Source organism: Streptomyces sp. NPDC020875 (assembly GCF_040641415.1).
GTDB lineage: Bacteria > Actinomycetota > Actinomycetes > Streptomycetales > Streptomycetaceae > Streptomyces.
Genome location: NZ_JBFADP010000023.1, coordinates 61,018 through 75,134, shown reverse-complemented (window position 1 = coordinate 75,134; position 14,117 = coordinate 61,018). Strand labels below are relative to the sequence as shown.

The following is a 14,117-nucleotide window of genomic DNA, read 5'->3' as shown; positions in this document are numbered from 1 at the left end:
CCGAGTAACGGCCGCGCCCCCCGGGCGCGGCCGGCACTCCGGTTTCCCCCTGCGTCGTCGACGAGCACAGAAACGGAATGCCTCGTGAGTCACACAGTTCCGACGCAGGTCGGAGCGATGTCCGAAGTCATCAAAAAGGTCGTCGACCAGTCCGCGCGCGTCCTGGAGACTTATCGCGTCGATCCCGGGCTCGTCCAGGAACACGCCAACGGCGAACGTCGGATCACCCAGGGCGGGTACGGCGACCGTCAGCTTTTCGAGCTCGTGCAGAACGCCGCCGACGAAATCGGAAACGACCCGGAGGCGAGCAGACTGCACGCCGTCCTCACGGAATCCCATCTCTACTGCGCCAATGAGGGAACCTCGGTGACGCCGGAGGGTGCCGAGACCATCCTCCGTATGAGCGTCTCCAGGAAGCGCGGCGGCCAGATCGGGCGATTCGGTGTCGGCGTCAAGTCCGTTCTCAGCGTCACGGACACCCCGCAGTTCTTCAGTCGATCGGGCAGTTTCGGTTTCGATCGCGAATGGTCCCGGGCCCGGATCCTCGAAGCCCTGGGGGCGCCCTCCGACGCCGACCTGGAGACCCCGGTGCTTCGGATGGCACGCCCTCTGGACGCCCACCGGGAGCGGGAACTCGACCCCGTACTCGACGAGCTGATGCGGTGGGCGAGCACAGTGGTGCGTCTGCCCCTGCTGGACGGGGCCGCCGAGGAAATGGGGCGGGACATGTTCCAGGGGAGGGACGACGAACGGCGCGAATTCCCGGCCCACTTCCAGCTCTTCTCCCACCATGTGGGCACGATCGTCCTCGAAGACCGCCGCGCCATGCCGGTCAGGAGCCGGACGATCACGGTGCGCCACGAGGGGCACACCCACCACATCAACGAGAAGCGGACCCGGAAGGCGGAGACCGGGAGCGAGTGGCGGGTCTTCGGAACGACGCACGCGCCGTCGCCGACGGCCCGCGCGGGAGCGGGCGAGATGCACGACCGAGGTGTCGTCGACATCGCGTGGGCGGTGCCGGCCTACGGCAGGTCGTCCGAAGGGCTGCTGACCACCGAAAGAGGCCGTGGGGAGTTCTGGTCGTTCTTCCCCACGAAGTACCCGATGACGCTCAAAGGGGCACTCAACAGCGCCTGGAAGACGAATGAGGACAGACAAAACCTTCTGGACGGCAGTCCGTTCAACCAGGAGCTCATTCGGATCGCCGCACGTCTCGTCGTGGAATCCCTGCCTCGACTGGCTCCGCCGGAGGACCCCGGCGCGTATCTACCGCTCCTCCCGGGGCGTCCGCGGGAGTCGGAGACCCTCAACTGGGCCGACTACGCCCTGACCCGGCAGATCTGGCGACTGACGGCCCTGCTCCCGTCCCTCCCGGACCAGGACGGCACCCTGCGGACCCCCCGTGAACTACGGCTCCATCCCGATCGTGGCACCCGGGGCCGGTTGGCCCCGGAGTGGCTGCGGCTGTGGCACGCGTACCCGGGACGTCCTCGGGACTGGGTCCACCCCTCCGTGGAGGCCCAGGAGATCCGGTCGGGCAAGGTGGAACACATCCTCAAGGCCGCGGAACACGACCGGGCGACCGTACGGGAGTGGCTGGAGGCCCTTGTCTCCGACGGACGCCCGGAGGGATCGGCGGTCGCCGTCCGCATCCTCGCCGAGATGGTCACGACGGGGTCGGTCTTCGCCGACGAGGCGCGTACCGCCCGTATCGTCCTCACCGAGGCCCACGGGATGGTGGCGCCCGTGACGGGAAGGGTCTACCGGCGGGCGGTCCGGGACGGGCTCAAGGACGACTACGTCTACGTCGACGCCCGGCTCTCCGAGGACGAGTCCCTGGCCGGCCACCTCGAAACGATCGGCATCCGGACGGCCGACGCCCGGGGCCGCTTCGCCGGCGTACTCGACCAGGGCTTCGCCGACTACTCGCCGGCCGACTGGACCCGCTTCTGGGAACTCTTCCGCAGTGCCGGGAGCGGCGGCGCGGCGGAAGAGGTCGGGGCCAGGGTCGCCGACCCCCGACGTGCCCTCTTCGTCCGCGCTCTGGACGGCCGCTTCCGCGTCATGAAGGACTGCCTCCTCCCGGGCGCCGTGGTACCGGCCGACGGCTCGCGCGACGCTTCGATCGCGGTGGACGTCGACTTCCACTCCGACGACCTCGCCGTACTGCGGATGTTCGGCATGACCGACCGGCCCACGAGCGGGCATCGCCCCGACGACGAGGCGTGGTTCGCGGAGTACCGGGACACGATCTACGAGCAGTACTGCGCGGCTCTTCCGAGCAACGCCTCACGGCCCCAGCCGCACCGGCTCCACCTGGAGGGGGCACCCTTCGGCGGTCCCCTCCACCTGCTGCCGCGACTCTCCGACGAGGGCCGGGCCGCCTTCGTACGGGCCATGCCCGACGAGAGTCTGGTCGAGCACTGGAGCCGTCAGTTCGGCGTCCAGGCGTCCACCCGCGGCACCGTGCGCTCGCCCGTCAACTGGATGCTGCGACGCCACGGCCGACTGCCCACCTCCAAGGGGGCGCTGCGGCCCGCCGAGGCCGTCGGTCCCCAGTTGCACGCCTACGCCGACGTCCTGCCGGTCGCCGACATCAGCCCGGAGAAGGCCCGCAAGCTCCGCCTGCCGACGACCGTCGAAGCCGTCCCGCAGGACCGCTGGGTCGATCTCCTGGAACAACTGCAGCGGAGCGAGGACGACGTCTTCGTCGGCCGGACGTACGTGATGCTGACCCGGCTCGAGGTGCCCTTCCCGGAAGGGGTGCGGACCCGGTGCCGGATCGGAGCCGAATGGGGCTCGCGGGACGACGGCGACATCGCGGTCGCGGCCTCCGACGAGGAGTACCGGGCGCTGCGCGCCGAACAACTGCCGGCCCTGTTGGCGGACGGCCCCGAGGACGTCGAGCTGATGGTCGACACCTGGGGCATGCTCCGGGTCTCCGACGTCATCAGCAAGGAGATCCGGTTCGTCCAGGTCGGGGACCCGACACCGCTCCGGGACGAGTTCCCCACCTTGCTTCAACGGTTGGGAGGGACCGTCAACAACTACTCCGTACTGCGCTGCTCCGAGCTGGAGGAGGTCGTCCGCACCCCCCGGGGCGCGACCGCGACCTCGTTGGAGAGCGCCGTACAGGGAACCGCCGTCCTGGTTCTCGCCTCGCTGGACCGGAGCGAGGTGCTGGCGGCCGCCGACCGCGGGCTCCGATGGGGACTGGGCACCGCCGGCTGTCGAGCCGTGCTGGATGCCCAGCAGCGCCAGGAACAGGACCTCGAGGTCCAGGAGGTACTGCGTCGGGTGCGGGAGGCCGATTCCGTCGTCGAGAAGTTGGAGCATCTCCTCGGCCCCGAGGCACTGCGAACCGGTCTTCCCGTCGGTCTGTGGGACAACGAGCTGGTCCGCTCCGGCGGTGTCGAACCGTCCCCGCGTCGACTGGCGCAGCTCGCCCACAACGCCCACGGCGACGGCGTTCTCCAGGCCCACGCGCGGGATCTGACCGCCGCCTGTCCCGGTCGTGCCCCGTCGTCGTTCACCGGCGGGTCCGCCGCCGTTCGCTTCGTCGCCGACCTCGGCTTCCCCGACGCCTTCGCCGGTTCCCGGGTGCCCGCGCCGCCGCCGAGGATCGATGTCCAGGGGCCGACGGCCTTCCCCCGGCTGCACGACTACCAGGAGCGGTTGGCCGCGAACGTCTTCGCCATGCTGGACCGGCTGACTCCCCAGCGCGGCATGCTCGCGTTGCCCACCGGGGCCGGCAAGACGCGGGTCGCCGCCGAGGCCGTGATCCGGTGGATCAAGCAGAACGAGACGCTTCCCGGTCCGGTCCTGTGGATTGCCCAGACCGAGGAGTTGTGCGAGCAGGCCGTCCAGAGCTGGAAGTTCGTCTGGGAGAAGGTGGGCGCCGAGCAGCCGCTCGCGGTGAACCGTCTCTGGTCCACCAATGTGGCGGGCCCGGTCCGGGACCGGCCCCATCTCGTCGTCGCGACGGACGCGAAGCTCCGGAACTGTCTGGGCACGGACGAGTACGCCTGGCTGCGGTCGGCGGCGCTCGTCCTGGTGGACGAGGCCCATACGGCCATCTCGCCCCAGTACACCGAGATCCTGGGCGAACTGGGTCTCACGCACACCCGCACGGACCGTCATCTGCTGGGTCTGACGGCCACGCCCTTCCGCAACACCGATGTCGAGGAGACCCGACGGCTGGTCGGGCGGTTCGGCGGGCGCCGGCTGGACGAAGGTGTCTTCACCTCGGGCGACCCCTACGGGGAACTCCAGGACCTGGGCATGCTCGCCCGTGTCGAGCACCGGATCCTCGCCGGGGGGACCATCGAGTTGACGAACGACGAGAAGCAGCACGCGGAGCAGCTGAGCGTGCTGTCCAAGGCGGCCGAGCAGCGGCTCGCCGAGGACCACGACCGCAACAACCGCATCGTGGAGGAGATCACCCGCATGCCGGACGACTGGTCCGTGCTGGTCTTCGCCACCTCGGTGAGTCATGCCAAGTTCCTGGCGGCGAAGCTCAACGACGTGCCCGTGAGGGCGGCGGCGGTCGACGCCACGACGTCCCCGACCGATCGCCGCAGCCGGATCGACGCCTTCCGTCGCGGGCGTATCCGGGTCCTCACCAACTACGGCGTGCTCAGCCAGGGGTTCGACGCGCCCGCCACCCGGGCCGTGGTGGTCGCCAGGCCCACGTACAGCCCCAATGTCTACCAGCAGATGATCGGTCGAGGTCTGCGCGGGCCGCGGAACGGTGGCAAGGACACCTGTCTGATCCTCAACGTCCGCGACAACATCACCAACTACGGCAAGGAGCTGGCCTTCACCCGCTTCGAGCACTTGTGGAGCACGCGGTGAGCCGAGCCTACAGCGACAACCCTGCCCTCACGCCGGAACAGCAGGCGGTCGTGGACCAGCCGTGGGATGCCCGGGTTCTGGTGACGGCGGGCGCCGGCGCCGGGAAGACGCATGCCCTCGTACGCCGACTCGAAGCCCTGACGAGCCACGCCGAGGACGCCCTGGAGGCGGGCGAGATCCTGGTGCTGAGCTTCTCCCGGGCTGCGGTCCGGGAGCTGCGGAGCCGGATCGCGGAGCACTCCGATCGGGCCCGCCGGGTACGGGTCCGTACCTTCGACTCCTGGGCCCTCGGTCTGTTGACGAGCATCTCCCCGGACGCCGCCCGGGGTGGTCCGGGTTTCGACGAGCGCGTCCGTCGGGCCGCCGAGGCCGTCGAGGACGGCGCCGTCGAGGAGAGCGAGGCCGGGATACCCGCGCATGTGGTGATCGACGAGGTCCAGGACCTGATCGGAGTGCGGAGGGAACTGGTGGAGACGTTGCTGGACCGCTTCCAGGACGTCTGCGGGTTCACGGTGGTGGGCGACGCCGCCCAAGCCGTCTACGGCTTCCAGGTGTCGGACCCCGACGCGCGCGCGGCGGAGACCAACTACTTCTTCGACTGGCTCCGGGCCTCCTACGGCGAAGACCTCGTGGAGCTGCGCCTGCCGACGAACTTCAGAGCCGTCACCGAGGAGGCGCGCACCGCGCTCTCCCTCGGACCGGCGCTGGAGCGGCTGTCCTCCGATCCGGTACGCGGCGCGGAGGAAGGGGAGTCCCTTTACCGGGAGCTACGGGCCCGGCTGCTCGCCCGTCCCGACTTCGGCGATCTCGACGACCCCTTCACCCTCGACTCGCTGCGGGGTTATCCCGGTACCTGTGCCGTGCTGTGCCGGGACAACCGGCAGGCCCTATCGCTCTCCCAGAGCCTGTTCGAAAAGGGGGTGGCGCATCGGCTCCAGCGGGCGGTGCGGGACCGCCCGGTGCCGCCGTGGGTCGCCCCGCTGCTGCGGCGCGGCGACTCCGGACAACTCGACGAGATCGCCTTCCGTGAAGCCGCGGCCGGGATCGGCGCGCCCGCGGCAGGCGATCTGGGGCGGATCTGGCAGTCGCTGCGGGGCGTCGCCGGGGGGCGTCGCGGCACCCTGGACCTCGGTGCCCTCCGGCGGACGATCGTCGAGGGACGTCTCCCCGACGACGTGACCGTCGACGACTCGGCGTCCCTGGTGGTGTCGACGGTCCACCGCGCGAAGGGGTTGGAGTTCGACCGGGTGATCGTCGTCGAGCCGGCGTCGATCCCGGAGCTGCGCGAACGACACACCCATCTCGACCCGGCGGCCGAGGCCCGAGCCCTGTACGTCGCCATGACACGGCCCCGGGAGGATCTGTTCCGGATCCCGGCACCGACCACGTTCCACCTCCGGCGGGACCGATCGATCGACCGCTGGTACGTGGGGGGTCGGCGGCCCGGTAGACACTTCGGCATCGAGGCGACCGGGTCGGACGTCTCCCGGGAGCACCCACCGGGCACCGAGGGCTTCGAGGCCGATCCCGTCGCCGTCCAGGAGTATCTGGCCTCGTCGGTCCGCCCCGGTGACGGGCTGACGCTCCGCCTCCAGCACCGGCTGCCGATGGCCGCCGACCAGAGCCCCCCGTACACCGTGCTGCACGACGGCGTCCCCGTCGGTGTCGTGTCGGAGGAATTCCGGCGCGCCCTCCATTCGTCCCTCGGAGGCGGGAGGGGACGGGAGGTCGCCTGGCCGGAGGAGATCGACGGATTCAGAGTCGACACCACGGAGACCGTCGCGGGTAGCACGGCCTCCGGGAACCGCGCGGGGCTGGGGAGGCACGGGGTCTGGCTCGTGCCCCGGCCGACGGGCATCGGCAGATACGGATGGCGGCGCGAGTCGGACGAGATGTGGGCCTCATGACGAACACCGGCGGCAGGCACGCCGCGCACTACGCCGTACGGGACGAGATCGTCACCGGGCTCCGGCGGGGACTCCTGGGCCCGGGGGCCGAGGACGAGGTCCTGGAGGACGATCCGCCGATCACGACGTACCCGATCGGGGTGCTCTTCCCCAAGGCGGAGAACGATTCGGCACATCACGAGGCGCTCGCCGAGTCCGCGGTGCACGACGGTGCCGACACCGCACCCGTCGGCCGCTTCCACGACCCCGAGGACACGGGGACCGACCCCGGGGTGTCGCTCGCCAACGACCGCCGCCCCTCGGCAGTCGGTCTCACCTTCGCCGTGGATCCCGATGTCTCGACGACGGTCGTGGTGACCACCGAGGCCGCCGTGTACGAACCCCGGGACGCGGAGGGGCGACCGGTGGCACATCGACGGGCCGGCACGCGCAGTACCGACGAGCAGGTCGAGCGCTGGAGCAGACGGCCCCTTCGGCTGCCGACCGTGACGATCGACGTGACGTCGCCGGGGATGCGCCCGGTGGAGACCCTGGCCGACGGTGTGGAGCTGCGGATCCTCGTCCGACGGCGCGACGGCGGGCACGGCGCGGTGGCCGTGACCGTCACCCTGGTCAACAGCCGAACCGTCGGGGAGCGGGAGCTGCGGGACGCCTTCTGTCTCTACCAACCGCGGCTGGTGGTACGCGCCCCCGACGACGCCGCCGCCTTCGTCGAGCGTCCCGGGCCCCCCGGCGCGCTCGGGGACGACGAGGAGGCGATGGCCCGGCTGCTCCATCGCCACGCGCCCGCCTTCGCCACCGGGCACGGTTGCGCGGCGGACTGGGACTGGACCCCGCCGCCGGTGGGCGAGCCGCACCCCGGCCGGGCCGCGGTCCGCCAGGTGCGGACGGAGTTCGTACCCGGCTACGAGGTGCTGTTGACGGATTCGAACCCCGAGATCGACGACCACGCCCTGACCATGCACGGCCTGGCCACCCGCCCCGTCGAGGACGTGATCGCGGCCCTGGAGGAGTTGGCCGACGGATACGCGCAGTGGATCGGGCGCAGAGCCGACGAGGTCACCGGATTCGCGGGCACCGAACTCGAGGAAACGGCCCGCAACCAGGTCATGCTGTGCCGGAAGGCCCTCGAACGGCTTCGGGGCGGGATCCGTGTCCTGCGTGACGATCCGACGGCCATGGAAGCCTTCCGGCTGGCCAACGAGGCGATGGCACACCAGCGGGCCCGCACCGACTGGACCCGTTCGGGGCGGGTCGATCCGCCCGACCCGACCGCGGGCCGCTGGCGCCCCTTCCAGATCGCGTTCGTCCTGCTCTGCGTCGAGGGCATCGTGGATCCCGCGCACGAGGACCGGCAGATGGCGGACCTTCTGTGGTTCCCCACCGGAGGCGGCAAGACCGAGGCGTATCTCGGTCTGATCGCCTTCACCGCGTTCCTCCGTCGGCTCCGTCTCGGCGCCCGGGGGGCCGGGGTGACCGTACTGATGCGGTACACCCTGCGGCTGCTCACGCTCCAGCAGTTCGAACGCGCGACGATCCTGATCTGCGCCATGGAGCTGATGCGTCGGTCGCGCCCCGAGCGGCTGGGCGACGAGCCGATCTCCATCGGCATGTGGGTGGGTCGCTCGGCGACGCCGAACACCCTGGCCGTCGCCGAGCGGAGCATCGCCGAACTGCGCCGCTCGCGCTCCCTCCGGGAGAACAACCCGGTGCAACTCCATGCCTGCCCCTGGTGCGGCACCCCGTTGGACGCCCACCAGTACGAAGTGGACGAACCGGCGGTACGCATGCACGTACGCTGCCCGGACGACGACTGCGCGTTCCGCGCGGGGCTGCCGGTGCACCTCGTCGACGAGTCCGTCTACGACGCCCGGCCCACCCTGGTCATCGCCACGGTGGACAAGTTCGCGGCGATGCCGTGGCGCGAACGTACCGCCGCCCTCTTCAACCGGGACCGTGACGACGGCACGCCTCCCCCGGAGTTGATCGTCCAGGACGAGCTGCATCTCATCTCCGGCCCCCTGGGCACGCTCACCGGCCTCTACGAGACGGCGGTCGACGTCCTCGCCGACCGGCCCAAGGTGATCGCGTCCACCGCCACCATTCGTCGTGCCTCGGAGCAGGGCACCGCTCTCTTCGCCCGCTCCGTGGCCCAGTTCCCCCCCGCCGGGCTCGACTCCCGGGATTCGTGGTTCGCAGTGGAGGCACCGCCCGGGACCAAGGCTACCCGGCAGTACGTGGGGCTGCTCACCCCGAGCACGAGCCAGGCGACCCTGCTGGTTCGCACCTATGCCGAGTTGCTGCACCACGCCGCGCGGTCCGGGGCCCCGGACGAGGTGCGGGACGCGTACTGGTCCCTCGTCGGCTACTTCAACAGTCTGCGGCTCCTCTCGGCCGCCGAACTGCAGGTGCACGACGACGTGGTGGCCTATCTGGACCGTCTGGCCGAGCGGGACGGGGTGCCGAAGCGGGAGATCCGGGAGCAGACCGAGCTGACGAGCCGGGCCGACGCCGGGGACGTGCCCGGTCGGCTGGCGCAGATCTCTCTGGGGCTGCCGCATCCCGAGGTGGTGGACGTGCTGCTGGCGACCAACATGATCTCCGTGGGGGTCGATGTGGACCGGCTCGGGCTGATGGCCGTCATGGGTCAGCCCCAGACCACCGCGGAGTACATCCAGGCCACCAGTCGCGTCGGGCGGAGCCGGCCGGGGCTCGTGGTGGCCATGCTCAACTCCGCCCGCTCCCGCGACCGGTCGCACTACGAGAACTTCGTCCACTTCCACTCCGCCCTCTACCGCGAGGTGGAGGCCACCAGTGTGACGCCCTTCTCGGCGCGCTCGCGCGACCGGGGCCTGCACGCCGTGGTGGTGGCGCTGGCCCGCATCCTGATTCCCGCGGCGGGGCCGAACGCCGGCGCCGGACGGATCGACGAGTTCCGCGAGGAGCTGGAGTCCGTGGTCCGTCCCCTCCTCCTCGATCGCGTGTCCCGGGTGGACAAGGACGAGTACGCCGCCACGGCCGCGGCGTTCGACGAGTTCGTCGACCACTGGGAGGGGCTGGCCGAGAGTCGGGGCGGTCTGGTCTACGAGGCCCCGCCCGGGAGGCGGACGCCCTCCCTCCTCGGCTCCTACGACGACTCCGACTCCAATACCTGGCCGACGCTGTGGAGTCTGCGCGACGTCGACGCCCAGTCCGCCCTCTTCGTGGAGGCAGCCCGATGACCCCTCCCCCGCCGGCCCGCCGTCGCGGCGGTCCGCCCGTGCGCTCGTTCCCGCGTCGGGGCGCGGTGCGTCGCTCGCAGATGATCACGACCTACGGAGTCGGGTCCCTGGTGGCCGTGGACAACGAGTCGTTCGTGGTCGCCGGTCTGGACTCCTGGAACACGGACGAGGCGGTGGCGATCCACGAGTACCGTCTCGCCCGGTCCTTGGGCGTGCCGTCGTTCCGGCTCCCGCCCGCGTCCGACGAGACCAGCAGGGACGGGGTACGGGTTCGGCGATTCCCTCTGTGGCATTCCTGCCAGGGCTGCGACGCCCTGGGCCACGTACGTTCCTTCAACTCTCCTCCGGGTCGCAATGAATGCGGTGAGTGCCGGGAGGACCTGATTCCCTCCCGTTTCGTCATGGCCTGCGCCCGGGGTCATCTCGACGACTTCCCCTATTGGAAGTGGGCTCATCGCGGAAATCGCCGGGAGGGCGCTTCGGGGCTGTGCGGGGGCGAGATGAAGCTCCGTACGACCGGGCGTACGGCGTCCCTGCGCTCGATCCTCGTCTCGTGCACCTGCGGCGTGCCCGAGGTCTCCCTGGAAGGCGCCTTCCGACGTCGGTCGCTGATGGAACTCGGTGTCCGCTGCGAGGGCCGACGCCCCTGGTTGAAGGGGGCCGTCCCGGAGGAGTGCCCCGAGGTGCCGCGTACCCTGCAACGCGGTTCGTCCCTGGTGTGGCAGCCCGTGCTCCGATCGGCCCTGTCGATCCCGCCCTACAGCAGCGGGACCGCGAGCCGCCTGTCCCGCGACGACTGGACCGAACTGCGGCTGCACCGGACCCGAGCAGAGTTCGAAAAGCACGCACAAGCCATCAGCGCGCGTGACAAGGCTCAAATCTCGGTGGACGCCATGATCGCCCTGGCGAAGGCGGCGTCCGCCGAGGAGCCCGTGGACACCGAGGAACGGTCGAGGAGGCGGGAGAGCCCGGGCACCGTTCTGCGCCGACAGGAGTACGAGCGTCTCGTCGCCGGCAATTCCGAGGACGACGCGGATCACGGCGAGGAATTCGTCTGCGAACCGTCGACCTCCGACGGTTCCGCCTTGCGGCCGTTCGGCGTACTCGATCCGATGCTGGTCAAACGACTCCGCGAGGTCCGGGTGCTCAAGGCGTTCACCCGGGTGGAGGACACCGAGACGAATGTCGACGTACACGAGGCCGCACTGTCCCTGACTCCGGTGGACTGGCTGCCCGCGATGGAGGTTCGGGGCGAGGGTGTCTTCCTCCGGCTGGATCGCGAGCGCCTCGACACCTGGGCACGCGGCCGCGCGGTCACCGCCCGGGCCGAACGCATTCGGACCAATCACATCCGCCGAATGCGGGAGTTCGCCCAGGACGACGCGCAAGTCCCCGATTCTCCGGCCGAGCCGGGAATGATCCTGCTCCACACCCTGGCACACGTCCTGATCAACGAATGGAGCCTGGACGGCGGCTATCCGGCGGCATCGCTCCGGGAACGCCTCTACGCGAACGGAACCATGGCCGGCCTGCTGATCCACACGTCGACCAGCGACTCCGCGGGGAGCCTGGGAGGGCTCGTGGCGCAGGGGGAGCCGGAGCGCCTGGCCCGCAGCCTGCGCTCGGCCCTGGCGCGGGCGGAGTGGTGCTCCGCCGACCCCCTGTGCATCGAATCCGAGGCGGCCGGGGCAGGCAGTGTGAACCTCGCGGCCTGCCATGCCTGCGTGCTGTTGCCGGAAACGAGCTGCGAGCACAACAACGGCCTGCTGGACAGAGCGCTCCTGGTCGGAACGCCCGAGGACCCTTCCGTCGGGTTCTTCGCATCGACCGGGCCCCGTTGATCGGCCGACGGACCCTCAGTTCTCACGGGTTCATCACGAGTCGGCATCATCTGCATCCACAACCCCCCGTTTCCCCGCCCGGAACGCCATGCTCAGCCCACTCGGATCTGTTCTGTCTGTCTTGGGGTGCACATGTCGCCGATATATGCGCGTGGGCGCATCGCTCTAACCACTGCCGGAGTTGTCGCCGTGCTGGGAGCGGTGGTCGGTTGTGGAGTGGAAACGGCTGGAAAGGAGAGCTCGGAGCCGGGAAGTACGGGAGTGGGGACCTCCGAGGCGTCCCCGACGGGTTCCGGGCAGGGGAGTCTGTTGCTGCGTGATGACGACGGGGCGGCCGTCACCGGTGAGGAGATGACGGTCAAGGTGTTGGAGAACGACGCCGTGACCCTGGCCGACGGGACCGGGAAGACGCTGGTCCAGGCGCATGCGGACGGGAAGGTGGAGATCGCCGTCGAGAGCGGGCCCGGGAGCGGGCAGGCGGCGGTGAAGGACGGGGCGATCGTCTATACGTCGAACCCGGAGTACGAGGGTCAGGACGTGATCAACTACCGGGTGACCTTCAAGGGCGGCAAGGAGCCGATCTCCGCGAGTGCCGCGCTGCGGATCACGGTGGCGCCCGCCGGATAGCCGGGCGGCGGTACGGGGGCACGGTCTCGCCCGGCCCCCGGCAGCCGTTCTCGGAGCGGGCGGGGCAGCCGTCAGCCGCCCAAGGCATGGGTGACCGTGTGGATCAGCAGGCCCGCCAGCGCGCCGACCACCGTGCCGTTGATCCGGATGAACTGGAGGTCGCGGCCGATATGGGCCTCGATCTTGCGGGAGGTGTGTTCGGCGTCCCAGCTCGCCACCGTCTCGGAGATCAGCGATGTGATCTCGCCCCGGTACGTGGTCACCACATAGACCGCCGCGTCCTCGATCCAGCCGTCCAGCTTGCCCTGGAGGCGTGCGTCCGTGGCCAGCCGGGCGCCCAGGCCGAGCAGGGACGCCCGGGCCCGGAGCCGTAGCTCGCTGCGGTCGTCCTCGGCGGCGGAGATGATCATCGCGCGGACCGAGGACCACGCGGACGCGATCACGTCCTGGACCTCGGAGCGGGCCAGCAGCTCCGACTTCATCCGCTCCACCCGGGCCCGGGTGTCCGTGTCCGACTGGAGGTCGGAGGCGAAGTCGGTGAGGAAGCGGTCGATCGCGCCGCGCGCCGGGTGGTCCGGCACGTCCCGCATCTCGGTGACGAAGCGCAGCAGCTCGCGGTAGACCCGGTCGCCGATCTTCCGGTCCACGAACCGCGGGGTCCAGCCCGGCGCTCCGCCCTCGACCGTGTCCATGACCATGTCGGCATGTTCGATCAGCCAGTCGTGGGCGCGGGCGCAGATCAGGTCGACGGCCCGGTGGTGGGCGCCGTCCGTGACCACCTTCTCCAGGGTTTTGCCGACGCCGGGGGCGATCTCCACGGCGTCGGCCCTGCGGGTGATCGCCTCGCCGACGACGGCCTGGACGTCGGAGTCCCGAAGGACCGTCAGCGCCCCTCGGAGCGCCGTGGACAGCTCCGCCGTGACCCGGTCGGCGTTGGCCGGTTCGGAGAGCCAGGCGCCCAGTCTGCGGCCGATGCCGAGGGCCCGGAGTCGGCCCCGTACGACGTCTTCGGAGAGGAAGTTCTCGCCGACGAAGGAGCCCAGCGACGCGCCGAGCTGGTCCTTCTTGTTGGGGATGATCGCGGTATGCGGGATCGGGAGGCCGAGGGGGTGGCGGAAGAGCGCCGTCACCGCGAACCAGTCGGCGAGCGCGCCGACCATGCCCGCCTCCGCCGCCGCGGCCACATAGCCCGCCCAGGGGCCCGCGCCCGCGTTCTCCGCCCAGGTCGCCAGGGCGAAGACCAGGGCGACGAAGAGCAGCAGCCCGGTGGCCATCGCCTTCATCCGGCGGACGCCCCGCTGTTTCTCGGCGTCCGCCTCCGTGTACGCGAAGGAGGGCAGGCCCGAGCGGGGGCCGCCCGCCGCCCGGCCCGGTCCGGTACCGGTGCCCCTACCGGGCTCCGTACCGCCCGCCACCCTGGCCTTGCCCGAGCCGCTGCCCGTACCGGGGCCGACGCCCGAGCCCGTACCCGAGCCGCTGTCCGTACCGGGGCCGGCGCCCATAGCGGGGCCGGTGCCCGAGCCCGTATCCGGGCCGGTACCGGCGCCCTGGCCCGTACCGGCGCGGGCTTCCGTACCGCCGGGCTCCGTGCCGGGGGACGTCTCGTCCCGTGAATCCTCCGGGTGCTCCCGGTCCGTGCTGTTCATCCTGCTCCACCCGTCCGC

General features: G+C 70.8%; 6 protein-coding genes. 5 read left to right on the top strand and 1 reads right to left on the bottom strand.

The genetic code is table 11. From position 1 onward, the window contains the following. Positions 1-117 precede the first annotated feature (117 nt). The 5 genes from AB0G74_RS15670 to AB0G74_RS15650 all read left to right on the top strand — a co-directional run bounded on the left by AB0G74_RS15670 (position 118) and on the right by AB0G74_RS15650 (position 12,453). A complete protein-coding gene (locus AB0G74_RS15670) occupies positions 118-4,857 on the top strand; it encodes a DEAD/DEAH box helicase (RefSeq protein ID WP_361145784.1) in 4,740 nt (1,579 codons plus the stop codon). Continuing rightward, complete coding sequence (locus AB0G74_RS15665; RefSeq protein WP_361145781.1) at positions 4,854-6,764, top strand: UvrD-helicase domain-containing protein; 1,911 nt, start codon at positions 4,854-4,856, stop codon at positions 6,762-6,764. The genes AB0G74_RS15670 and AB0G74_RS15665 overlap by 4 nt, the downstream gene beginning before the upstream one ends. Next, positions 6,761-9,985, top strand: a complete 3,225-nt coding sequence (locus AB0G74_RS15660) for a helicase-related protein (RefSeq protein ID WP_361145779.1) — start codon at positions 6,761-6,763, stop codon at positions 9,983-9,985. The genes AB0G74_RS15665 and AB0G74_RS15660 overlap by 4 nt, the downstream gene beginning before the upstream one ends. After that, entirely contained in the window at positions 9,982-11,826 is a 1,845-nt protein-coding gene (locus AB0G74_RS15655; RefSeq protein WP_361145776.1) for a DUF1998 domain-containing protein, read from the top strand. Before AB0G74_RS15660 ends, AB0G74_RS15655 begins: the two co-directional genes overlap by 4 nt. Before the next feature lie 309 nt (positions 11,827-12,135). After that, positions 12,136-12,453 carry an Ig-like domain-containing protein gene (locus AB0G74_RS15650; RefSeq protein ID WP_361145774.1) on the top strand — a complete coding sequence of 106 codons (318 nt, stop codon included), beginning with the start codon at positions 12,136-12,138 and terminating at the stop codon, positions 12,451-12,453. Between the two features lie 71 nt (positions 12,454-12,524). On the opposite strand, the gene AB0G74_RS15645 is transcribed toward AB0G74_RS15650, so the two are convergent. Further along, positions 12,525-14,099 carry a DUF445 domain-containing protein gene (locus AB0G74_RS15645; protein WP_361145772.1) on the bottom strand — a complete coding sequence of 525 codons (1,575 nt, stop codon included), beginning with the start codon at positions 14,097-14,099 and terminating at the stop codon, positions 12,525-12,527. Positions 14,100-14,117: the final 18 nt, after the last annotated feature.

What these genes read in the sequence shown, in the direction of transcription:
- AB0G74_RS15670 (WP_361145784.1), top strand. Translation starts at nt 118, where the DNA reads ATGTCCGAAGTCATCAAAAAGGTCGTCGACCAGTCCGCGCGCGTCCTG.
- AB0G74_RS15660 (WP_361145779.1), top strand. Translation starts at nt 6,761, where the DNA reads ATGACGAACACCGGCGGCAGGCACGCCGCGCACTACGCCGTACGGGAC.
- AB0G74_RS15655 (WP_361145776.1), top strand. Translation starts at nt 9,982, where the DNA reads ATGACCCCTCCCCCGCCGGCCCGCCGTCGCGGCGGTCCGCCCGTGCGC.
- AB0G74_RS15645 (WP_361145772.1), bottom strand. Translation starts at nt 14,099, where the DNA reads ATGAACAGCACGGACCGGGAGCACCCGGAGGATTCACGGGACGAGACG.